This is a genomic window from Proteus penneri, assembly GCF_022369495.1.
In the GTDB taxonomy this organism is placed as follows: Bacteria; Pseudomonadota; Gammaproteobacteria; order Enterobacterales; family Enterobacteriaceae; genus Proteus; species Proteus penneri.
This window is the reverse complement of the sequence record NZ_CP059690.1, coordinates 715,384-738,588: the sequence shown is the minus strand read 5'-3', so window position 1 is coordinate 738,588 and position 23,205 is coordinate 715,384. Positions and strand designations below refer to the sequence as shown.

The window sequence follows — 23,205 nt, the reverse complement described above, 5'->3', positions numbered from 1 at the left end:
ATCCCCAGTTTTGGAACTGAATTTTTTTCAAAAAGGCAACCCCTTTTTTGTGAATTATTCCAAGAGACACACCAACACCACTTCCTCTATTGATTTTATTTAATTAATTGATATATAAGAATTAAAAATAAAAGTTGAGAATAACACCAATCTTTAGCAATGCCTTGTATTCTCTCTATTCAGCGTATTTTTATAATGGTAATACACAAGGTTATCCACAGGAATAGTGGATAACTGTACAAAGTTGTTATCTCTCGGTAGGTTACGTCTTTTTTTCTACCTTAAAATATCCCTAAAAATTGACTGAATTTATTTTTTTTATTTTTTTATTAGTATAAAAAATAGACTTTTATAATTTACTTAATAACCGCCTATCAACTTAGTTTTAAACAGGAAAGATCGAGATAAGAAGTAAAATTATGCTCTTTTACTTCGTTTAAGTAGGGTATTTTGCCTAAAAATGGTGCGTTAATATGCTGTTTTAATGTTGCCAGATATTCTTTTTGATATCGCCCCGCAGGTTCAACTTCATTTGCAACCCAGCCAGCCAATGTTAAACCAGACTGAATAATTGCTTGTTGCGTTAATAACGCATGATTAATGCAACCCAATTTAACACCCACAGTCAAAATAACAGGTAGCTTTTCATTGATAACCCAATCAGAGAAAAAATAGTTTTCTGACAGTGGGGTAAACCAACCACCAGCGCCTTCGACTAAAACCCAATCAGCTTGTTGCTTTAAATAAGACAACCCTTCTGACATCACATTAAAATCAATAGGCTGTTTTATTTCTTGGCTAACAATATGTGGCGATGTTGGCGTTTCAAAACAGTAAGGATTAATACGGTGATAATCTAACTTTACTGTACTGAATTTTTGCAGTGTCAGTGCATCTGAATTACGTAAACCTTCATTTAGCCACTCACTTCCCGAAGCAACAGGCTTATAGCCTACGGTTTGATACCCTTGATGCCCCGCACATTGCAATAGTGCACTACTAACTACAGTTTTACCCACTTCTGTATCTGTACCTGTTAAAAACCATGTCTTAGCCATATGATATTTTTCCTATAACAATTTGATAAGTGAGTAAATATTTACCTGATTCTGTTTTCCATACATTTTCTAGCGCACGAAATTTTTGTCGTGTCATCAACCCTTTTTGTCGATCTCCTTGCACAAAATTGGCGCCAACGCCCTTTAAAGAAGCAAACAACGCATGTAATGAATCATAATGTTCTGTAACCGTTTCAGTAGAAAATTGGCAATGAAAGCCACAACACGCTTTCTTAATATCGTGAAGCGATAAAAAAGGATTAACATGCGGATGTTGATCAAGAGATTGCCAAGCCTCTCTGACTTCTTGCAGTGTCAACGTAGTGAGTGTTGAGAAATAAAGTGCACCTTTTTTATTTACTGCTTTCATGAGTGAGTTAATCGCAACAGATAAATCATCACACCATTGCATCGCTAAATTACTAAACACGATATCCACACTTTGTGGCGTAATTGCACAATGCTCGATATCACTTTGTAAGTAACCATCAGCCCGCTGTTGTTGTTTTGCCACTTGTAGCATGGTGTGTGACAGATCAAGTGCAATAACAAACTTGCCTTGTTGTTTCCATTTTTGGCTGAAATATCCTGTTCCGCATCCTGCATCTAAGACAATTTTGCCACTATCATAACGCGCTAAATCCATTAATTTATTACCGCTATAGCGCTGAATATTGGCGTGATTATCGTAATGAACCGCAGCTTTACCAAATGTTTGGGCTATACGTTGTTTATCTGTTTTGACTAAAGAATGCATGAAGCGTCTCGATTAACAGCTTAATATCTGAAAGATGATGGCGAGTGGTTAACGTTATTCGTAAGCGTGCACTTTGAGGCGGTACAGTAGGAGGAAAAATTGCCTTTACCCATAGACCTTTAGATTGCAGATAATCTGAAAGTGTTTGGCATAATTGCTCATCACCGATAATTAATGGCTGAATAGCCGTTTGTGAAGGCAATAATTTAATAGGAAGCGAAACAACACCTTGGCGAAAGGTATCAATTAATTGTTGAAGGTATGCTCGCTCACCATCAGCTTGTTTAATCATATTGAGTGCTGAATGTAACGCAACTGCCTGTGCAGGTGGCATTGATGTACTGTAAATAAGATGGCGTGCGTATTGTTCAAAAAATTCCGCTGTTGACTTGTTACAAAGCACTGCCGCCCCACTGACACCAAAAGCCTTACCAAAAGTCACCACTAATAGCTCAGGTTTGATACCCGCTTCATCACAACTACCTCGACCTTCTTTACCTAAAACACCAATACCGTGTGCGTCATCGACCATTAACCATGCATCATGTTGTCGGCTTATTGTTGCTATTTCTGTTAATGGGGCTTGATCTCCATCCATGCTAAATACCCCTTCTGTAACCACCAAGGTTTTACTAGCCGACGTTTTATTAAGTCGTTGAAATAAAGAATCAGAAGAATTGTGTAAAAAACGCCATAATATAGCGGGTGATAATACAGCGGCTTCCATTAACGAGGCATGGCAAAGTTTATCCGCAATAATAGCATCGTCTTTTTCAAGTAATGCCGAAATAACACCTTGGTTAGCACTATAACCGGATGAAAATAACAATGCATTATCGTAACCTAGCCAATCTGCAAGATGCTGTTCTAACTGTGCATGAGCTTGTGTAAATCCAGTGATATGCCCTGATCCACCGCTACCTACACCATACTCATCAGCACCTTGTTGCCATGCTTTAATGACGTCCGCATGTTGGCTGATACCTAAATAATCATTACCTGAAAAATTAAGGTACTTTTCACCTGATATTGTGATCAAAAAACGCCCCTTCACCTGTTTGATCACGTTGCGTTTTCGCCATAATGGCGTATTTCTACGCCCATTAAGTTGTTCATCTAAATAGGTTTGCCAACTCATTACAGTGCCGCATTATAAAATTGTTCAGTGTCTTTATTGGCAACCGCTTGCATCAAAGCTTCTTCTTGCTGATTGTCACCCATAGATACTGCTAATCGTTCAGGATTTAAGCCTAATTTACGGAATAATTGGTGATCTTTATCTTCAGTTGGATTGGTTGTTGTTAACAATTTGCAACCATAAAAAATAGAGTTCGCTCCAGCCATAAAGCAGAATGCTTGTGTTTGTTCACTCATTTGCTCACGACCGGCAGAAAGGCGTACATAAGAGCGAGGCATCATGATACGAGCAACGGCGATAGTACGAATAAAATCAAAGGGATCGACATCTTCATTATCAGCTAATGGCGTACCTTTAATTTTGGCTAACATATTAATCGGCACACTTTCTGGCGGTTGTGGCAAATTGGCTAATTGCACCAACATTGCAGCGCGATCTTTAACTTCCTCGCCTAACCCTAAAATTCCGCCAGAACACACTTTAATACCCGCATTGCGCACTTTATCAAGCGTATCTAAGCGATCTTGATAGGTCCGTGTTGTCACAATACTGCCGTAAAATTCAGGTGAGGTATCAAGGTTGTGGTTATAAAAATCCAGCCCTGCATCTGCTAATCGGTTAGCTTGTGAATCATCTAACTTCCCCAAAGTCATACAGGTTTCCATGCCTAATGCTTTGACTTCTTTCACCATCTGTTCAAGATAAGGCATGTCACGTTCATGCGGGTTTTTCCAAGCTGCTCCCATACAAAAACGCGTTGAACCCGCTGCTTTCGCTTTTTTTGCTGATTCAATCACTTGCTGCACTTCCATTAAACGCTCTTTTTCTAATCCGGTTTTATAGCGCGCACTTTGAGCACAATATTTACAATCTTCAGGACAAGCTCCTGTTTTGATAGAAAGCAATGTACTGACTTGGATCTGTGAAGGGTCAAAATGTTGACGATGCACTTGTTGTGCTTGAAAAACCAAATCTAAAAATGGCATATCAAACAGTGCTCTGGCTTCTTTTAATGTCCAGCGTTTTAATGTGCTCACAATACAATCTCCTGTTTAAAAGTGATTGCCAGTTTAAATAATAGGGTTATCATGTCAACTAAAATTGATCACCATTGGTTTACATGATTAAGTGAAAAATAGAATGACACCTGAAGATATCGCTTTCGATTTACGCCACATTTGGCATCCATACACCTCGATGAGTAATCCGTTACCTGCTTACCCTATCGTCAGTGCAAAAGGCGTTGAATTAGTCTTGGCTGATGGTAGAAAACTAATTGATGGAATGTCTTCATGGTGGGCTGCAATTCATGGATATAATCACCCAGAACTTAATAATGCCGTTACAACACAGCTAAGCAATATGTCTCATGTGATGTTTGGTGGCATTACTCATCCCCCAGCAGTATCACTTTGTCGTAAATTATTGGCGATAACACCAGAGCCTCTTGAATGTATATTCTTAGCAGACTCAGGTTCAGTTGCTGTTGAAGTCGCACTGAAAATGGCCTTGCAATTTTGGCAGGCTAAAGGTGAAAAACGTCAACGTATTGTGGCGCTAAAGCAGGGCTATCATGGTGATACTTTTGGCGCGATGTCAGTGTGTGATCCAGATAACTCCATGCACAGTCTGTACAAAGGTTACTTGCCTAATCATCTCTTTGTGGATGCACCCAAAACAGGCTTTTATGAAGAATGGGATCCCACTGATATCCACTCATTACACTCAACACTAGAGCAACATCATCAAGAAATTGCCGCCGTTATGCTTGAACCCATTGTTCAAGGCGCGGGTGGAATGCGAATTTATCATCCTGAATATTTGAAACACGCAAGAGCATTGTGTACTGAATTTGATGTGTTATTAATTGCAGATGAAATTGCCACGGGTTTTGGCCGAACAGGTAAGCTTTTTGCTTGTGAGCACGCTGGAATTTCTCCTGATATTATGTGTGTAGGTAAAGCCTTAACGGGCGGTTATATGACCTTATCTGCTACCTTAACTACACGTCATATTGCCGAAACCATCAGCCAAGGTGATGCAGGATGCTTTATGCATGGCCCTACTTATATGGGAAATCCTTTAGCTTGTGCTGTTGCTGATGCCAGTTTGTCTCTAATAGAAAAAGGCGATTGGGTAAATCAAGTTGCACAACTTGAAGCCCAACTTAAAAAAGAGCTCCTGCCATTAAAACAGGTAAAAAGTGTCAAAGATGTGCGAGTGTTAGGTGCGATTGGTGTGGTCGAAATGAACGAGCCCGTTAATATGGCAAAATTACAAAAAATCTTTGTAGAAGAAGGGGTTTGGATCAGACCTTTTGGTAAGCTGATTTATATTATGCCACCATTTATTATGCCACCAGCAAGCCTGACTAAACTCACTCAAGCTATTGAGAAAGTGGTTAATCTCTCATAAATCTTTCATTCAAATAAACCTCTAGTAAGGTAATGTTTTGCTAGAGGTTTTCAGTAACTTTTATACTGTGATAGTTATTTCGTCACAACAGTAACCCACATTGCGCCTTTACCTACTGGATAACACGCTAATTCTGTTAAGGCACCCGTATGTTTATCAATCCGAGAAACAGACGCAAAATCTGATTTTTGACCACAAGAAATCAAGTAATTACCTGTATTATCAAGATTAAAACCACGAGGCTGTGTTTGTGTTGGATAATAGCCTACAGGTTGTAGATAATCGCCAGCCTCAGAGATTGCCATCGCACAAATAAAGCTTTCAGAGCGTTCGCTAGCATAAAGAAAACGCCCATCAGGCGTGATATGAATATCTGATGCCCAACGAGTACTGTTAAATGTTTCAGGAACAATATCAACCGTTTGCATTAAACGGTATAAATCTCCCATGCGACGATAAACATTGATTGTCGCATCTAATTCATTAAGGCAATAAAACACATTACCATTAGGATGGAATGCCATATGGCGAGGCCCTGCATTTTGTGCTGTTGTCAGCTCTTCAGTACCTGCTTCTGTTAAACGCCCCTCTTCTGATAAATTAAATAAACGAATATGATCTTCACCTAAACAAGGCACAATCAGTTGTTTATTATTCCAATCAATATTAGATGAGTGAGGTTTATTTAATCCTTCAATAATTTGGATAGGTGATTGAGGGATACCCTTATCATTAATAGGTAAAACAGCTAAATTACCTTGATGATAAGAAGGTACAAATAAGAAACGCCCCGTTTTATCTAAGCATAAATGAACAGGAGTACTTGGAATGGAAGTGATAGCCTTTTGTTCTAACTGACCATCGGCAGCAATCGCAAATGTCACCACACTAAAATGAGGTCGAATACCGACATAAAGGTATTTTCCATCTGCACTTGCAATCATCGGTTGTACTTGCCCTGCAATCTCTACAACCTGCAATAAATCCATTTCACCTTCAGCGTTTAATGCATAAACATGGATTTGTTGACTCTCTGGACTTGCTACGTAGACTACCTGTTTCATCCCTTCTCCTTAAAATCGATTACCCATTGATTTATAAAGAATAATAGAGTAACTAACGATAACCTGTCACGATTAAGCTAGTTTATCTTTTATTAGTTAACGTGTACCATCAGCAACATTGCATCTTAATACTATCAAGGGGCTTATTTATGTCATATCGCGTTATTGCATTGGATCTTGATGGCACACTGCTTGATGACCAAAAACGTATCCTGCCAGAATCTTTAGAAGCACTCAATCTTGCAAGAAAAGCAGGTGTTAAAGTCTTAATTGTAACAGGTCGTCATCATGTTGCTATCCATCCATTCTATCAGGCACTCGATCTTGACACCCCTGCAATTTGCTGTAATGGGACTTACCTTTATGACTATATTGGTAAAAAAGTACTGGAATCCGATCCATTAACCACTCAAGAAACCAGAGCAGTATTAGATCTCGTTAAGCAAACAAATGTACACCATTTAGTTTATGCTGACGATGCAATGATGTACGACCAACTTACTGCAGCAGTACAACGCACTCTTAATTGGGCAGATACCCTTCCCATTGCACAGCGCCCCAATCTCGTTAAAGTCGATGATTTTTATAAAGCAATGCATGATGTTAATGCCATTTGGAAAATTGCCACAACAACGCCTGCTCACGATGAACTACACGCATTAGTTGAAAAAATTGAACAACAAGTCGGCTTAGAGTGTGAATGGTCTTGGGTTGATCAAGTTGATATCGCTAAAAAAGGCAACAGTAAAGGTCGTCGTTTGCAACGCTGGGTTGAAGCGAATGGGATGAATATGAGTGATGTTATTGCCTTTGGTGATAATTTTAATGATCTTAGCATGTTAGAACATGTTGGTTTAGGTGTTGCAATGGGTAATGCTTCAGATGAAGTGAAAGCACGTGCGAAAATGGTCACCAAAGTGAATTCGCAGCCGGGTATTGCAGAAACTATTCACAAATATATTTTGTCTTAGTTTTATTTTTACCTCCCCAAAAGGAAAAGACCTCATTTAAAATGAGGTCTTTTTTATCAGCACATATAACGAATGAATCAAAGATGGCGGCTTAGGGAAATACTCTTAATTTGCGCATAAAGCCATTGCCCTTCTTGAATATTCAATTCATCTTTTGCCCAAGGCGTGATCCTTGCCCATAAATAATTACCATCATTGACAAGCTTTACATCGACTTGACCATCATTTTTAATGGTTTCAACCACTTTCATATGCAAAATATTACGAATACTGCTATTTGATGGACGACTCGTGGTTAATGACACATCAGAAGCATCAATACGGACACGCACATCACGACCAATTTTAGCCTCGATTTGAGGTAACCACAGCACTTGGTTACCAAAAGCCGTTGCTGTCATATCGTAATGACTATGGTGTTCTACCACCATCACATTGGCGATACTGCTTAATGTCTCTTTTTGTAACCATGGACGTAATGCACTGCTTGCCCATACATCTTCCAGCTTACCTGTCGCCTTAATTTTTCCTGCATCCATCACAATAACGTTATCTGCAAGTCGAATAATTTCATCAAGACTATGGCTCACATACAAAATAGGAATTTGTACATCTTGTGAGAGCTTTTCTAAATACGGCAGTAACTCGCGTTTACGCGGTAAATCAAGCGAGGCTAACGGCTCGTCCATTAGCATAATATCTGGCGCTGTTAACAATGCTCGCCCTATGGCAACACGCTGTTTTTCACCACCTGATAGTGTTATCGGGAAACGTGAGAGTAAATGTTCGATACCTAACAAATGAATAATGCGATCAAACTGCACTTTCATTGTTGGAGACATACCATAAAGCAAATTTCCTCTTACTGTATAATGAGGAAACAGTCGAGCATCTTGGAATACATAACCCACTTTACGTTTTTCAGGTGGCAGATAAATCTTCTTTTCAGTATCAACCAGTGTGTGATTATTTAATACGATGCGCCCTGAATCGGGTTTGGTTAAGCCACCAATTACATTAATCAGTGAGGTTTTACCCGCGCCAGATAAACCAAAAACTGCAGTAATACTTTCTGTTGGCAGTTCAGTATTGACTTCCAGACGCAGTGATCCTAGCGTCTGTTTAAAATTCATCTCTAGCATACGCCCCCCAATCTTTTACGACCCCAACGAGTTAGCCACTCTGAAGCCATTAAAGAGACGAGCGCCAAAATAATTGCAATGACACATAAACGGGCAGCATCCATTTCCGCACCAGGTGTTTCAATCAAAGTATACATTGCCAGAGGGATAGTTCTTGTTTCCCCTGGAATATTGGAGACGAAAGTGATTGTTGCGCCAAATTCTCCCAATGAGCGCGCAAATGCCAACACAATGCCTGCGATGATCCCTGGAATAGACAAAGGTAACGTTATGGTAAAAAAGACACGCAACGGTGAAGCACCTAAAGTTCTCGCTGCTTGTTCCATTCGTTGATCGACGGCTTCTAATGCTAATCTGATCGCTCTTACCATCAATGGAAATGCAACCACTGCAGATGCAAGTGCTGCGCCTCGCCAACTAAAGGTAAAGCTAAAACCAAACCAGTCATATAACCATTCACCAATAAATCCGCGTCTCCCCATACTGATCAGTAAAAGATAACCGACTACAACAGGAGGTAGAACTAAAGGTAAATGGATAATGCTATCAAGCAATGATTTACCGGGAAAACGTACCCTAACTAAAAGCCAAGCCATAAAAATACCAAAAGGTAGACTAATAATAACTGCAACAGTCGATACCTTAAGGCTTAGTATGATGGCTTGCCATTCGTATTCACTTAACATCTCCAAAAGTATAATTCCTACAGTGGACTAAAGCCGTATTTCTTAAAGATTTCTGCGGCTTGAGGTGTTTTCAGATAGTCATAAAAATCACGAACTGCTTTATTGTCCTGACCTTTTACAACTGCCATTGGATACTCAACAGGTTTGTGGCTATCAGCTGGGAATACGCCGACCACTTTCACTTTATCACTCGCAACTGCATCAGAACCGTATACGATACCTAATGGTGCTTCATCACGCTCAACCAGCGCCATACCGCTACGCACGTTATTAGTACGAGCCATATCTGGGCTTACTGTATCCCATGCACCTAAATATTCTAATGATTCTTTTGCATAGATACCAACAGGCACATGGTCCGGATCGCCAACAGCAAGTTTTCCACCATTAAGTAAGGATTTCCATTTGGTTTCCTTATTAATAACAACGTCATTTAATTTGCTATCTTTAGGGGCAATGAGTACTAAATCATTACCTAATAGTGTATGGCGTGAATCCGCAACCATTAAATCTTTATCGATTACGTAATCCATCCACTGCTGATCTGCTGAAATAAACAGATTTGCAAGTGCACCTTGCTCAATTTGACGAGCCAATGTTGAAGAAGATGCATAAGATGCAACCACTTCAGTTTTCTTTTCTTGCTTATATTGTGCCGAAATTTCATTAAGAGCATTGGTAAGAGAAGCGGCAGCAAATACCGTTACTTTTTCCGATGCGAAACTTTGACTCACTAAAGCAAAAGAGATAACCGCACCAGCAAGTAACTTACCTGATAATTTTTTCATGTTCTAATTCCACTTAAATTAAGGATAACCACGCTGTATATATCAAGATATAGCGTGAAATGAAAGGATTAGATGTTAGAAACTGGTTATATATCAATAAATATAACCATAAAAATAGAGGCAAAAAATAGAGATAGAAGCGCAATAAACAACACAACAATATGAAATGAGTGAATAGATACTCTAAATAATTCAAGTCACAGCTAGGCGACAAGTGAATGAGTCACTGGGAGCATACATAAGTATGTGACAGTGCGAATGAACACAGTAAACAACGCTGTGGCTTGAAGTATGACGAATATGGCGAGTAAAAAAATAGCCCTTTAAGATAAAGGGCTATTCTAAATCAGGAAGGGAAAATTATGATTTTTTGTCTGCTTTTGGCTGACTTGGTGAAATCAAGTTAAACACTTCACCTAAACCATAAATGATGCCCATAATAAGTACCATTACAACAGGTACCATCAAGAGAGCGAACCCTAAACTTTTCAATAATTCAAGCATGATAACCTCTTTATCATGGTATATTCGGAAAGCCAGAGTTGGCATTTCTTCACGAATAACGAATAATAACGCTATAGTTGTATATATTCTAGAGAATTATCGCTTTGTGTCGGCACAAAAAATGCGATAAACACACAAAAAAGAAGAAGCCTATCATTATGCAAGCAGAAATATTATTAACACTTAAACTTCAAGATAAGCTCTTTGCCGATCCTCGTCGTATTGCATTATTAAAACAGATCAAAGCGACAGGTTCTATTAGCCAAGGGGCAAAAATGGCAGGCATTAGTTATAAAAGTGCTTGGGATGCCATCAATGAAATGAATCAACTCGCAGACGAACTTCTTGTTGATAGAGCAACAGGGGGGAAAGGTGGTGGCGGTGCAACACTGACACATTATTGTGAGCGTTTACTTCAACTTTACGATCTGCTAGGTCAAATTCAGCAAAAAGCCTTTGATGTATTGAAAGACGACTCACTTCCTCTTGATAGCCTGTTAGCAGCTATTTCTCGTTTCTCATTACAAACCAGCGCAAGAAACCAATTTTTCGGTACCATTATTGAGCGTGATAACTTACAAGTTCAGCAACATGTTAATGTTCAACTGTCTGATAAAAAAACCATCATTCATGCAGCCTTAACGGAAAAAAGTGCAGATCGCCTAGGGCTTAAAAAAGGTAAAGAAGTACTGATCTTAATTAAAGCGCCATGGGTCAATATTGAAAAAGGCTCATCTTTAACACAGCAATATGACAATGCCTTGTCAGGTATCTTAACTCAAATTGAGACGGGCAATGAAAACAGTGAATTAGTAGTGACATTAGAAGGTGGACAAGAAGTGTGTGCCACTTGTTCTAATCAACATGTTAAAGAGCAAAAACTGCATATTAATGACAGCGTAACGGCTTTGTTTAATGCCGATCAGGTCATTATTGCCACACTGTGTTAATTATTAGCATGGTTGCTTTTTATTAAAAAATAAAACCATCACTTAGTTAGTGTTTTAGTAAAAATATTAAGTGATGGTTATATTTATATTTTAAAAATTGAATATGGAATAATTTTAGGCATTAATTAAATCTAATTTGGCACTATTCAAAATGGCCATAAAATTATCTAAATTAAATTTATGCTTCACATCTTCACTTAAACACCGACTATCATTAAAAAATTCAATTTCTATGTTATCGGCTCCACTATCTTTATTTAATTGACAAAGTATTTGTTTTTTATATGAAATTTCAACAGTAATATTCTCATATTTATTGTCACTTACAAAATCAATTTCAAAGTTAGAATCGATCATCTTTTTTCCTTTAATTTATGAATAACATTATAAAAAGCTCTAGATAACAGGCCCATCCCATCGTAATTGATGACGTAATTCATTAGGGACCAAATTAAATAACATTTTTATATACTTTATATTGCCATCATATAATATACTTATTTTTGAACTGCATTTTTCAGTATATGTTTTAGCTTGAAAGTTTAAAAATGAAATATCACTTTCATCAAAATTTTGATTAAGTATTTTTTTTGGTAAATTATGAATTAACTGTAATTCATAATAACAAGATTTATCTTTTGCTTTTGCTATCATTCCTCTGGACTGAATATTTCTTAATTGAGGTAAAATCCAATACATCATATCTATGTATATTTCATTTTTAGTCATTATTTTTTATCTCTTAAAAAAACATTATGAATATAATGTCAGTTAATTAAGCTTCACAACTAATACAACGCGTAAAAGCTTCTTTTATTGAGACGCCTAAAACCTCGTCACTACAATTGCTTTTTAATGTAAATTGCATTATTAGATATATTTTTTCCAACTTAATGATTTAATCGTAAGTAAACATTTGTGATTTTAAACTCCATATCAAAGCTAATATTTTGTAATCGTAATAAATCACCTGAAAAATTATCCATACGTAAATGGTTTTTCATTTATAAACTAAAGTGATTTAATCTATTTTTTGATAGCAACATTTTAATTTTTATCTTATCTTCAGGATGCTTTAACAAATACTTTTCACAAGATAATCTAATAAATTGATAACAAGTATCTTCGCTTACAATAACAATATCTTTATCTGTTAGAGGATATCCTACTCCAAATTTAACACCTAAAAAATGATCAGATACATCAGCACTATTCATATCTGGAAAAAAGCAATATATTCCATCAAGGGCAAAAGATTCTTTTTGAACAATATTAGAAACAGCATCTAAAAAACAACCTTCATTATATATAAGATCAAAATAACTTTTTATAGTCCAATTAGGCTCACTCTTTTCATAGGGTAATTCAAATAAATATTTCATCAATAATGCTCCTACTTAGGATGGAAGTTAGTAACCATCTTTGTTTCTTTATCTAAATATACTCTAAAAGTAATGCCTTCTGACATTGCATCATAGGATTGCAATTCTTTATCTAACGCATTCTTATATCCATTAGCCGCTGCTTTTTGACCTAATTCAAGTATTTTTTAGTCAGAAAAAATCTTGGGATCATAAATTGTTTTTTTAAAAGGTTGAGCGCCATTACCTTTATAATGAGTTATTTCTCCAGTTTGAGGATGCTTCGCAGGTATTTTATATTCATATATATTATCCCTCGCACATTTGTTGGGATCTCTTTTATAATTTTCAAATTTTTATCCTTTACAACATTGTAAAATACATTAGCATTATGACCACCTGAAATTCCTATTTTCTGGATAAATTTATCTACTGTAGCTAAATTTACTTTAATCTGTTCGCTCTTAATCGGTGCGACTTTTGCATAATAACCTAATTCTTCATCAAGAAAATCATTAGGTAAAACTTTATAGCCTTTTTTTAAATCCATTATATAAATTGAGCATCCAGAAAAGGTGACTAAAATATAGTAATTACCATTGTAATAAACACTTGCCTCTAGTTCACTTTTTTTAGATAAAAGCATTAATTATTCCTCTATAATAGTGATATTAACTTTTATATTTTCTGATGATGCATTTTTAATAAAATTATTTATTACATCCCATTGTTCTTTGGTTGTTCTTGCAGGAACACCTAATTCTAGATTTTTTTGATTTAACATCAATTGATAAAATCTAAGCTCTTCTTTTTCTCCAGAATATTTATCTATTTAAGTATTTTTAAAATAAAAAAAATCACCTAACCATTATCTTTAGAATAATATTAAGCAACAGTTTTTTATTTAATTAATATTTTTATAAAAAATTAGTAGCTAAGTTATTTACTCTGAATACATGCGAGTGAAATAATCGCTAATTTTATTGTTATCGAGCAATCTATCTTTGGTAAAATCAAGACTATCAGAGACTACAATATATTTTCTTAGCTCTTCAGGAATATCCTCTATCGTTGCATAAATAGTTGGAACAATAAAACGAAAATAGTCACCCATTTTGGTTTTTCCTTCATATCCTACTGGATGGTCTTCATATAATTCATTAAGGGCTTCAAAAAGAAACATTCCAATCTTTTTAATTCAAAATCAAATTATTTAATTATTTTAGTATCCATTACCTAAAATTTACATATATATTACATTTCAATTTTACAGGATTCTCACTTTCGTTAAATTAAAATTTCTTAGTAGTACACCGACTAAATGCAAGACGAATACCCGAACCTATCTCATCAAATGAGCTATCTAACGATAAAATAACCTTATGGGATGCCCCAATTCCTTCCCACCCTTCAAGACTTGAATGGTAAGAAGGTAAAATTAATATTTTGTTATTAGAAAGATAAATAGAACAGTTTAGCATATTAGCTAAAAGTTGGCGTTTTGAGCGATAATCATATTTATACCGTAATAATTCTAACCATGAATTCCAGTTTTTTTTATATTTTCCTTTTTAAAGAGTTTATCATATTCCTCATCTTTGAGCTGAGTTCGACTATTTTCTAAAACTTTAATTAAACTTTCACCAAGCTTCTTATTTGAACACGTTAAAGAAAGTATAATTGATGAAAAATTCGGATCGATTGTCATTAGCCCATAGCCAGATTCAGTATTTAAGCAAAAAAATTTATCTGTCATTACTATCAAAGCACAATACTCATTATCGTTAATAAACGTCATCATTTTACCTGCGTTATTTTTATTTCAATATTCATACTTTTTCCATAAGCTACCGCACGGTTAATTTCAATCCATTGAGCCTTTGTTGTCGATTGTGGTACGGCAAGCCAAATTTCTCGTTTTGCTATCATTTCTGAATGTAAATTGACTCCTGACAATCTATGACCTTCAAATTTTGCAACATCATCTATATTACCTTTAATTGTATTATAAATTTGTTTTGGTCGATTAAGTTTACTCATCGTTTGAGTATCTAGGCTTTTTGCACTTATTGCTACTTTATCTCATCATCAGAATACCCCTTTATTTTATGGATATTGATAAGAATTTCTGGATAGATAGAATGTAAATCATTTATTAATTGATTATTTTTCATAAATAAACTCATATGATAAAAAATCACCTTACACATCATTAGAATAAGGTGATTTTATTTATAACCCATTTAAACTATATAATTTTACATCATTAGATTTCAATCAACTCACCAATAAAATCATATTTTAAAATATTATTTATATTCTTTCTTGTTGATTTATCTATTAAATACATTAGATAATCATTAAAATCCCAATGAGTATTTTTTATCACTTCTTCATTTTCATCATACTGATAAACTTTATTTGGATTATCTGAATAAGTTAATAAAAATAGATATTGCGTTTCTGACTCTATCGAAAAAAAGAAAGGTTTTTGATCTAATAAATCGTGTTTTTGTATGCCACAAAGCTCAGAACAACTACCTATTTGAAACTGCACATGATCTCTAACAGAGAAACTATTACGGTAAAATAACAACGAGGAATCACCAAAGAAACCACCACTGCAACGCCCCATACAACTTAGAAAATCATATAATTGCTCTGTTACATTAATACGATATAAACGTTCAATTTTTCTTATCTCATCATCAGAATACCCCTTTATTTTATGGATATTGATAAGAAGTTCTGGATAGATAGAATGTAAATGATTTATTAATTGATTATTACTCATAGATAAATTCATATAATAAAAAATCACCTTACACATAATTAGCATAAGGTGGTTTTATTTAGTATCCATTTAAACTCTACGACTAATACAACGCGTAAAAGCTTCTTTTATTGAGGCACCTAAATCCTCGTCACTACAATTGGTTTTTAATGTAATAATTGCACTATCGGGTATTCCCTCACCTACCCAATGATCCATACGTAAATGGTTTAGAGGACTAATAGTAATTTCATCATCTGTAAGCTCTAAGCTACATCTATTCATATTATTAAAAAGTGCTGTTTTATTTTTATAATCATACTCTTTGATTATTTTTTTTATCCAATCTTGATAAGTTTTTTTATCATTATACATTTGATGAAACTTATCTGAATTTCCTTTAATCTGTTCGCTCTTAATCAGTGCGACTTTTGCATAATAACCTAATTCTTCATCAAGAATATCATTAGGTAAAACTTTATAGCCTTTTTTTAGATCCATTATATAGATAGAGTGGCCAGAAAAAGTTAATAAAATATAATGAGCATCATTATAATAAACACTCGCTCTTAATTTATTATTTTTTAATTTAAACATATACTATTCCTCAATAATTGTAATATTAACTTTTATATTTTTTGATGATGCATTTTTGATAGAATCATTAATAGCATCCCATTGTTCTTTAGTGGTTTTTTTCTGGAACTCCTAATTCTAATGTTTTTAACTTTACATCTTTTTTATAAATTTCTGTAGTTCCACGTCCATCACCATTATAACTATCTATTTTTGAAATATATGTATTTAATGTATTTTCTATTGATTTTGGATTTTTAATTCTTGAGGCTGTTTGGGTATTCAATGTCTTTACACTAATATATTCACCTGTATTACCATCATAATAGTCAAATGTTTTGGCGTTAAGATGTAATCGTGTCAGTCGTTTATTTGATAGACCAATGTAATTCTCAAATGTCATTCCTTGCTCTACTATTGTACCTTGGTACATCCATTGCATTGTGATTTTATTTCCTGATTTGTCAATAAAATAAATATCATTTATTGGTATAAACTGCGTTTTATTGGCATTAAAACTTATTGGACCATAAATTCTATTACCATTACGCCTAGTTATTGATGCACCTATTGCAATTACTGAAGTTAAGTTTTCAAGTGTTTTTTTATCCCATCCAGTAAATTTACTCGCATTTTCAATCCATTGATTTTTTGAAAATGTTTCACTATCTGTTAATTTATCGGCTTCAGTGTAAGTAAATAATTTGATTTTTTCATAACCACTAAATAAGGGATAATTTCCACCTATCCTAGTTTTCTCTTTTGTGATCCAATAATCTGAAAGTAATGAATCTTCCACATGTGTATATGGATATTTTTTCATTAAAGATTCATAATAATTTCTTTCAGATGAATCTAATGATTCTTGAGCAACGCAATAAACTTTTCGACAAGACGCAGCTAATAAGCGCTCTAATTTATTTTTATCTCCATTGGCTAATTTATTAATTGCTTTTGTTTCTTCTAAATGAAGTTGTCGATTATAACGTTCTACTAACTCTGCTGAATTAGCTGCACTAATAACGCCTTCCGCTTTACCTGTTGCTAGTAAACCAGCCAAAGCACCAACTAGACGGCTTCTCTGAGCTTGCTGTTCTCGCCACTGCTCTGTCTTAATTAGATTATCGTTGAGTGATATCGCCGCTATCTCTGCCGCCAAGGCGCCTGCTACTGCACCAGTAACACTGCCTCCTGCAATTTCTGCACTAATACCTGCAACGACACCATGACTTAACACCTTTCCCGCATGCCCTAATACGGCACCGTTATCACCAATTAGATTGGCACCTTCGGCATGGAATTGACTGCCAATATTGCTTAATAACGCGGTTTTAAAATTATCAATAAACTACCGCCTTGAATTGCCGTACCCAGTGTTGAGCTAACAACTGAATGCGAGGCGACACGCTGTGCAACTTGATTCCATGTGGCATTATCAGTAAGCAATAACTTGCCTGTTGAGGGTAAAGTTCCTCCTTGGATTGCCTGATCCCAACCCATAAATTGGTCAAGACCTTGCAATGCCCCTGCAACCACCATACTTGTAACAATAGATTTAGCGGTATCACTACGGCCGAGTGATTCAAGTGTTTTTGAGATATTGCCTCGGTTTTCAGCTAAAGAGACAGTCGCTTGCGAAACTAAAGAAGCAAAACCTGCTTGTGCTGCAACCGATGCCGTTGAAGCCACGCTTGCTGAAGCCCCTGCCGCAATAGTAGCTTCACTTGCCATTCCACCAATGGTTGCCGCCGTGGCAGTACCGTAAGTTGCGACCCCTACCGCGATGGCAATAACGGCACCAACAACCGGATTTAATTGCTGAGTTTTATCATTCCAACTGGAATAAGTGTCTTTAACTAAATTCCAATTAATATTTTCTTGCTGTTGGAGAGCGTTAAGCCAAGCATATTCTGGTGTATTACTTAAAACAGTTAATGCTTGTTCTAGTGATTCTTTTTTCTTAGCCTTAATATCCGCAGATATGCCTTTTGGGGCATCAATTGTGAGCTTTCCGCCAATATAGAGTTCAGGTAACACCCATATTCCTTTGGTGTATCCCTGATCACGCTGAGTAATATAAATATCTTTTGAATGAGTAATAACTTGTTTAAATGCCGTATTTTTTACTGCTCTAAAATTAACTTTTCCTGTTTTACTGGTTAATTTTGCATTCTTAGCAGTTTCTAGTTTACTTGCTTCTAAGGTAATATCATCTTTAGCAAATAAATTAATATCGCCATTAGCAATAAATTCGGTAACTTTATTATTGGTATTATAAAATGTTTTTGTATATTTCTTTTTAGTAATACACAAAGTCCACCTATTACATTTTTTCTTTTCCTCTTCGTAATAACTCGACTCTTCCATTGCTTGCGCGTAAAGAAAACCACCTTTAGCGGCGATATCCATCTCTTTATTAGCAGTTAATCTTGATGCTTGAAATAAAATACTGCCTTCAGATAATAGAGTTAGATTATTACCACTATTAATTTCCGTACTTATTTGTTTGCGAAGATCTTCTAACTCAGAACCCGACTCTTTACGAAAATGTGTTTGCAGTGATCCCAATTGAATATTGCCACTACTTGAAATAGTGACATCACCCTCTGATTTAAGTGAACTTCCTTCTGTGATTAAAGTGCCTGATGACGCAATAGAAATACCTTTATTTCCCGTAATAGCAGATGTGGCATACTGAATATCTTGAGCATCTTCGTGAGGATCTGTAATAGCAGAATAAGCATTTGCACCCAGTTTTATATTTCTACCTGCTAATACAATGACTTTATCTTTTGAATTTAATACGGTTGAACTTAAGTCAATATCACGAGCGGCATTTAAAATAAGGTTATTGTCTGAAAATAACTTAGATTGTAATTGAGGATAATAAACATCACTAAAGAAAGGATCGGCTTCTTTTATTGATTTGGAGGCAAGGAAAATATCCTGTCCGGCATTGAAAGTTATGGCTTTATCACTATGATATTTTATTCCTTGACTGATAATATCTTTACCTGAAGTAAAAACGATATTGTTATTACTTTCCCAAACCCCCATGTTAATTAAAAAGCCCGGAATATATCCACTATCTCTAATAAAAGGTACTAAATTAAAAAGAAAAGATTCATCACGATTTATTTTAATATCTTCTAGTGCAGATAAATTTATTTCATTAGGTTTATTAATTATTACATTTGAAATGTAAATATTTTTTCCAGAATGAAAATCTATTTTTTTAGAAATATCAATATATGGTGATTTAATACCTTTTAGAGTATAAAAGGTAGTGGGATTAAATAAATGACTAATATCTCCCTTTTTAGTTGTAGTAGAAAAATATTTTGCAGCTACATCTATATTCTCAAAATTTATAGCATCAGTCGCTGTCAAACTTATATTTTCATCAGCTAACAACTCTGAATTAGTTATATTTATATTTTCATCAGCAATAATAGATAAGGAATCTTTCGCTGTTAAATTTAAAGAAATATTCACATTATTATCATTTAATAATATATTTTTAGCTAATATAGTATTTTCAAAATCTGATAATCCTCTGAATTTTTTTATTTCTTTTTCTAAAAATGGAAGTTTACGTTCTAAATCTATACTATTTTTAAAATCTAAAACTAAATTGTTACCTGCTTTTATTACATAGTCGGAAACATCATTTACAGAAAATTCATAATGACTACCCGTTTTCACAAAAGGTACGAAATGACTTACCTTATTAAACTTAGCTTCATCAAGCTTATATTTAATTATATCATCACGATAATAAAATTTAACATTATCATGAGAGTACATGTCCCATTTATTAAAATATCCAGAACGATAATAATATGATTTCGCATTACTGCCTGTTGCAATTAAATTATTATTTGCAACAATTCTAGATTGGTTATTAATAAACTCATTAGATTGTATATATAAATTATTCCCTGAAGAAATAACACTTGGAACATATTGATCACTTTTTTCAAAAAATGTGCGTTCTACATTAACTCCTCCATTACTTTTTAAATCTAAAATATCAAACCATTTTTTATCAGAAAAATCTTTTAATTCAGGGAATAAAATAACTAAAAGAAAATCATCCGTAGGACTTCTGGAAGGCAAGAGGAGATGATTACCGATATTTATAGAGAGATTAGAATCAGGCTCTTGTTGTATCTCTTTAAATAAAGGAGTAATAGATTCATTGACCAACTTCTTTGTTCTAATAATCAAATCACCATTTTCTGTTTTTATTGTGGCTGATTGATTTTCAATTAAACTACTAGGATCACCCTGCGCATTTTTTTGTATCCATAAATTATCTTTTGCCTGAATAAGTGCCTTTTCACCTTTATTAGTGAGTTTATCTGCAAATAAACGCATATCTTTTTCTGAGATAATTTCACTATGATTAGTTAATGTGTTAGATGCTAAAGTAATATCCCTTTTTGCTTTTAACTTTGCATTACTATTAATTTGTAGTTCTTTACTGCTAACATTAATATCTTGTTCAGATTGAATATTGCCATTAAAGGTAATTTTTCCATCAACCGTTAAATTCACACTATTTTGATTTGTTTGAATACCACTTAAATTAACGCCAACCCCTTTTTCTGTACTGACTAGCCTGATTTGGTTGGCATACATTCCACCCAGTGCTTTCGTATCAATAGAGATTGTTGGCTTTATGCCTTCTCCAATAAGGTTATTTACTGTTCCTTTTTCAAAATCAATACGGTTATTTCCTTGCATTAAAGAAAGGTTTTTAGCATTTATTTTCCCGTTTAACTCAATACTACGGCTAATAATGTCAGCATAATTCTGAGCTTGAAGATCTATACCTTGCGTGCCAATAACAACATCACCTTTTTTCACTTCTATTGCCGAATAAGCACCTTGAGGATTAAAAAGAGGTTTTCCTGTTGTGAGCGTAATTGCTGGAGTATTAATAAATGAACAATCATCACAAGTAATGCCATTTGGATTGGCAATTAAAACATCTGCTTGTTGTCCTGCAATTTCTAATTTACCTAATAATTGTGAACGCCCATTTCCCACCACTTCATTAATAATTAAATTAGCTGCATTACCTTTTAAATTGGTATTGGCATTCACTTGTTTGGCTAATTGTGTATTAACAGCGGTTGTTGCATTATTTAGTACAACACCTTGTTTGCCGACGTTAAAGGAGTGAAATTGATTATGAGAAATACCAACATTATTAGGTGTTGTAATATTAATAATAGGAACGGTATTTTGCTGACTTATTTTTATTGTTTTATCTGATGGAGTCATCGCAGAACTCCAAGCAGGGTGTAATGGATAAATAGCAGTTAAATAAATAATGCTATAGCCAATTAAGCGCTGTTTTCGAGAGATATCCTTTTCGTGCATATAAACCTCCAAACTTTAAATAGCAAAAGAAACAGACCAAAATAAAGACCAGTGATCGGGCTTTAATGATGTGGGATAAAACATAGGTTTATTAATTAATATTTGAGAGGAAAAAATAGAGTGATAAAAAGAAGCACCTATTGCACTTCCAATTATTTCACTCTTCTTTGTTTCATATTTATCTGAATGAGCAACACCATAATCAAGTGAGAAAATAAAATTCCATTTTCCTAAAAAAGAATTTATTGGTGATATATTGATTTCATTACGCCAATAAAACCCGCTATTCGCATTCAATTTTGATTCTTTATATCCACGAACTGCTTTTATTCCATCAATTGCTAGTTTTTCTATACTATAAAGATTATCTTGCGTATATTGTCCATAAAATGACGTAATATAGGAAAGTTTATTAAATAATAAATGTTGATAGCTTAAATTTATGCTTAGCTTTCGATAATGACTACGAGGTGAATTATCAGCAATATAATCAGGTGATGCCCCCCAAAAAGAAAGTCCCACTTCTATCATTGGATTAATCGTTAAATATCCTCTATCGAAATGTAAACTATATTGTGGGCTGAATAATAAAGAAGTTAATGTGGGGCTACTTATTAATAATTTTTGTTGAGCTAATTGTGTTTTTGCTTTTCTATGTTTTAATGTCCCCTTTAGGGTTATTCGTTGTTTATTATCACGATAGACTAAACGGCTAATATCAAATTGTTGATTTCTATTTTTGTTTTTATAACTATACTGAGCATTCTGACTTTGAAAAGGATAAGAGGATTGACTATGGGATAATTGATATTGATAAAACCAATAACCATAAGGAATATTCACACTTGCAGAATAAGAGCGAGAATAGTGAGCACGAGAAAAATCTATATTTGAACTTAGTGAAAAACCCCATTGTTCGCCCAATCCAAATAATGAATCTATGGTTGTAGTATTAGCTAATAGAATTTCACCTGTTGTTTTATCACCTGAATTATCAACGATTAATTGATTTTTAAAAGGAGTTTTTTATTATTTTGAACAATAAAAATAGAAGAATATCCCACACTATCGCTTGGTTTTATATCTAATGTATATTGTGATGTTGTTAATCGATTAAGTTGTTCTAACCCATGTTCTAACTCTCGTAGATTTAAAATCGCTCCTTTAAATGAAGGAAAAATAATATCGACCAATCTAGAAGAAACACCATTGATAGAAATATCTTTTATTCTGCCTTCAATAATCTTTATTACTAATTTATGATTGGAAATCTCTTGCTCTTCAATTATTGCTTGCGATGTGACATAACCTTTTTTAATATAATTATGAGTAATTAATTCAGCTATCTTTTTTATCTTATTTGATGTTAAACATTGTTGTAGATATGGTGAAATTATTTTAGATTTACTTCTATAATCTAATAAATTGCTTCCTATCAGATCAATTTTATTAATAAGAAAGCAATTGTTATTTACACTTTCATTATTCAAAGAAAAACTATTTTTACTAAAGAGTAAAAGTACAAAGCAGAATAGGTGAATTTTTTTAAATTTATGCATATATAAATCATCCTTAAAAAGATGTTTATATATTTACATAGGAAACGCATTTTAAAGGTTATCATTAAATAG

At 34.3% G+C, this 23,205-nt stretch carries 23 protein-coding genes and 2 pseudogenes; 3 read left to right on the top strand and 22 right to left on the bottom strand.

Translation table 11 applies throughout. From position 1 onward, the window contains the following. Window positions 1-374: 374 nt before the first annotated feature. Genes bioD through bioB form a run of 4 tightly spaced genes read right to left on the bottom strand, consistent with a single transcriptional unit; the run spans window position 375 to window position 3,990 of the window. On the bottom strand, window positions 375-1,058 hold the full coding sequence (gene bioD, locus H1225_RS03230) for a dethiobiotin synthase (RefSeq protein ID WP_006537597.1): 684 nt from the start codon (window positions 1,056-1,058) through the stop codon (window positions 375-377). Then, the gene (gene bioC / locus H1225_RS03225; RefSeq protein ID WP_109400701.1) at window positions 1,051-1,815 is read right to left on the bottom strand and encodes a malonyl-ACP O-methyltransferase BioC; all 765 of its coding nucleotides are present in this window, start codon (window positions 1,813-1,815) and stop codon (window positions 1,051-1,053) included. Before bioC ends, bioD begins: the two co-directional genes overlap by 8 nt. After that, window positions 1,790-2,953 (bottom strand): 8-amino-7-oxononanoate synthase, encoded by a 1,164-nt coding sequence (bioF, locus tag H1225_RS03220; protein WP_006537599.1) that lies wholly within the window; start codon window positions 2,951-2,953, stop codon window positions 1,790-1,792. The genes bioC and bioF overlap by 26 nt, the downstream gene beginning before the upstream one ends. Continuing rightward, window positions 2,953-3,990 carry a biotin synthase BioB gene (gene bioB, locus H1225_RS03215; RefSeq protein WP_072062897.1) on the bottom strand — a complete coding sequence of 346 codons (1,038 nt, stop codon included), beginning with the start codon at window positions 3,988-3,990 and terminating at the stop codon, window positions 2,953-2,955. The genes bioF and bioB overlap by 1 nt, the downstream gene beginning before the upstream one ends. Window positions 3,991-4,093: 103 nt before the next feature. On the opposite strand from bioB, the gene bioA reads away from it, so the two are divergent. Beyond that, the gene (bioA, locus tag H1225_RS03210; RefSeq protein WP_161669309.1) at window positions 4,094-5,368 is read left to right on the top strand and encodes an adenosylmethionine--8-amino-7-oxononanoate transaminase; all 1,275 of its coding nucleotides are present in this window, start codon (window positions 4,094-4,096) and stop codon (window positions 5,366-5,368) included. 74 nt (window positions 5,369-5,442) lie between these two features. On the opposite strand, the gene pgl is transcribed toward bioA, so the two are convergent. Continuing rightward, on the bottom strand, window positions 5,443-6,432 hold the full coding sequence (gene pgl / locus H1225_RS03205; RefSeq protein ID WP_006537604.1) for a 6-phosphogluconolactonase: 990 nt from the start codon (window positions 6,430-6,432) through the stop codon (window positions 5,443-5,445). A gap of 149 nt (window positions 6,433-6,581) precedes the next feature. On the opposite strand from pgl, the gene H1225_RS03200 reads away from it, so the two are divergent. Beyond that, complete coding sequence (locus tag H1225_RS03200; protein ID WP_006537605.1) at window positions 6,582-7,403, top strand: pyridoxal phosphatase; 822 nt, start codon at window positions 6,582-6,584, stop codon at window positions 7,401-7,403. A 77-nt stretch (window positions 7,404-7,480) separates the two neighbouring features. Here the strand turns inward: H1225_RS03200 and modC are convergent, their stop codons facing one another. From modC to H1225_RS03180, 4 genes are all read right to left on the bottom strand, one after another. After that, the gene (gene modC / locus H1225_RS03195; RefSeq protein ID WP_006537606.1) at window positions 7,481-8,545 is read right to left on the bottom strand and encodes a molybdenum ABC transporter ATP-binding protein ModC; all 1,065 of its coding nucleotides are present in this window, start codon (window positions 8,543-8,545) and stop codon (window positions 7,481-7,483) included. Next, complete coding sequence (gene modB, locus H1225_RS03190) at window positions 8,539-9,231, bottom strand: molybdate ABC transporter permease subunit (protein ID WP_239739683.1); 693 nt, start codon at window positions 9,229-9,231, stop codon at window positions 8,539-8,541. Before modB ends, modC begins: the two co-directional genes overlap by 7 nt. Window positions 9,232-9,248: 17 nt before the next feature. Continuing rightward, window positions 9,249-10,019 (bottom strand): molybdate ABC transporter substrate-binding protein, encoded by a 771-nt coding sequence (gene modA, locus H1225_RS03185; RefSeq protein WP_239739442.1) that lies wholly within the window; start codon window positions 10,017-10,019, stop codon window positions 9,249-9,251. A 360-nt stretch (window positions 10,020-10,379) separates the two neighbouring features. Beyond that, window positions 10,380-10,523: an AcrZ family multidrug efflux pump-associated protein gene (locus H1225_RS03180; protein WP_071788544.1), complete on the bottom strand. Its 144-nt coding sequence runs from the start codon at window positions 10,521-10,523 to the stop codon at window positions 10,380-10,382. A 158-nt stretch (window positions 10,524-10,681) separates the two neighbouring features. Between H1225_RS03180 and modE the strand changes: the two genes are divergently transcribed. Then, window positions 10,682-11,473, top strand: coding sequence for a molybdenum-dependent transcriptional regulator (gene modE, locus H1225_RS03175; RefSeq protein WP_161707277.1), 792 nt, complete (start codon window positions 10,682-10,684; stop codon window positions 11,471-11,473). Window positions 11,474-11,587: 114 nt separating this feature from the next. On the opposite strand, the gene H1225_RS03170 is transcribed toward modE, so the two are convergent. The 13 genes and pseudogenes from H1225_RS03170 to H1225_RS03115 all read right to left on the bottom strand — a co-directional run bounded on the left by H1225_RS03170 (window position 11,588) and on the right by H1225_RS03115 (window position 23,133). Continuing rightward, a complete protein-coding gene (locus H1225_RS03170; protein WP_161669310.1) occupies window positions 11,588-11,830 on the bottom strand; it encodes a hypothetical protein in 243 nt (80 codons plus the stop codon). A gap of 39 nt (window positions 11,831-11,869) precedes the next feature. Then, window positions 11,870-12,202, bottom strand: a complete 333-nt coding sequence (locus H1225_RS03165) for a zinc ABC transporter substrate-binding protein (RefSeq protein ID WP_109847477.1) — start codon at window positions 12,200-12,202, stop codon at window positions 11,870-11,872. Window positions 12,203-12,477: 275 nt separating this feature from the next. Beyond that, entirely contained in the window at window positions 12,478-12,855 is a 378-nt protein-coding gene (cdiI, locus tag H1225_RS03160) for a ribonuclease toxin immunity protein CdiI (RefSeq protein WP_006537614.1), read from the bottom strand. Window positions 12,856-13,093: 238 nt separating this feature from the next. Then, window positions 13,094-13,480: a contact-dependent growth inhibition system immunity protein gene (locus tag H1225_RS03155; RefSeq protein WP_161707278.1), complete on the bottom strand. Its 387-nt coding sequence runs from the start codon at window positions 13,478-13,480 to the stop codon at window positions 13,094-13,096. Window positions 13,481-13,483: 3 nt separating this feature from the next. Beyond that, window positions 13,484-13,618, bottom strand: coding sequence for an endonuclease toxin domain-containing protein (locus H1225_RS18385; RefSeq protein WP_006537616.1), 135 nt, complete (start codon window positions 13,616-13,618; stop codon window positions 13,484-13,486). 159 nt (window positions 13,619-13,777) lie between these two features. Next, window positions 13,778-13,948, bottom strand: coding sequence for a hypothetical protein (locus H1225_RS03150; RefSeq protein ID WP_157955970.1), 171 nt, complete (start codon window positions 13,946-13,948; stop codon window positions 13,778-13,780). A 178-nt stretch (window positions 13,949-14,126) separates the two neighbouring features. Then, window positions 14,127-14,590, bottom strand: a pseudogene (locus tag H1225_RS18380) (contact-dependent growth inhibition system immunity protein). Window positions 14,591-14,631: 41 nt separating this feature from the next. Beyond that, window positions 14,632-14,904, bottom strand: coding sequence for an endonuclease toxin domain-containing protein (locus H1225_RS03140; protein ID WP_322975547.1), 273 nt, complete (start codon window positions 14,902-14,904; stop codon window positions 14,632-14,634). A 196-nt stretch (window positions 14,905-15,100) separates the two neighbouring features. After that, entirely contained in the window at window positions 15,101-15,640 is a 540-nt protein-coding gene (locus tag H1225_RS03135) for an SMI1/KNR4 family protein (protein ID WP_237584398.1), read from the bottom strand. 57 nt (window positions 15,641-15,697) lie between these two features. Then, window positions 15,698-16,204: a contact-dependent growth inhibition system immunity protein gene (locus H1225_RS03130; protein WP_109847471.1), complete on the bottom strand. Its 507-nt coding sequence runs from the start codon at window positions 16,202-16,204 to the stop codon at window positions 15,698-15,700. Window positions 16,205-16,207: 3 nt separating this feature from the next. Further along, window positions 16,208-21,574: pseudogene (locus H1225_RS03125) on the bottom strand (DUF637 domain-containing protein). Between the two features lie 15 nt (window positions 21,575-21,589). After that, window positions 21,590-22,540 (bottom strand): ShlB/FhaC/HecB family hemolysin secretion/activation protein, encoded by a 951-nt coding sequence (locus H1225_RS03120; RefSeq protein ID WP_239739681.1) that lies wholly within the window; start codon window positions 22,538-22,540, stop codon window positions 21,590-21,592. Between the two features lie 35 nt (window positions 22,541-22,575). After that, the gene (locus H1225_RS03115) at window positions 22,576-23,133 is read right to left on the bottom strand and encodes a POTRA domain-containing protein (protein WP_239739441.1); all 558 of its coding nucleotides are present in this window, start codon (window positions 23,131-23,133) and stop codon (window positions 22,576-22,578) included. Between the last annotated feature and the right edge of the window lie 72 nt (window positions 23,134-23,205).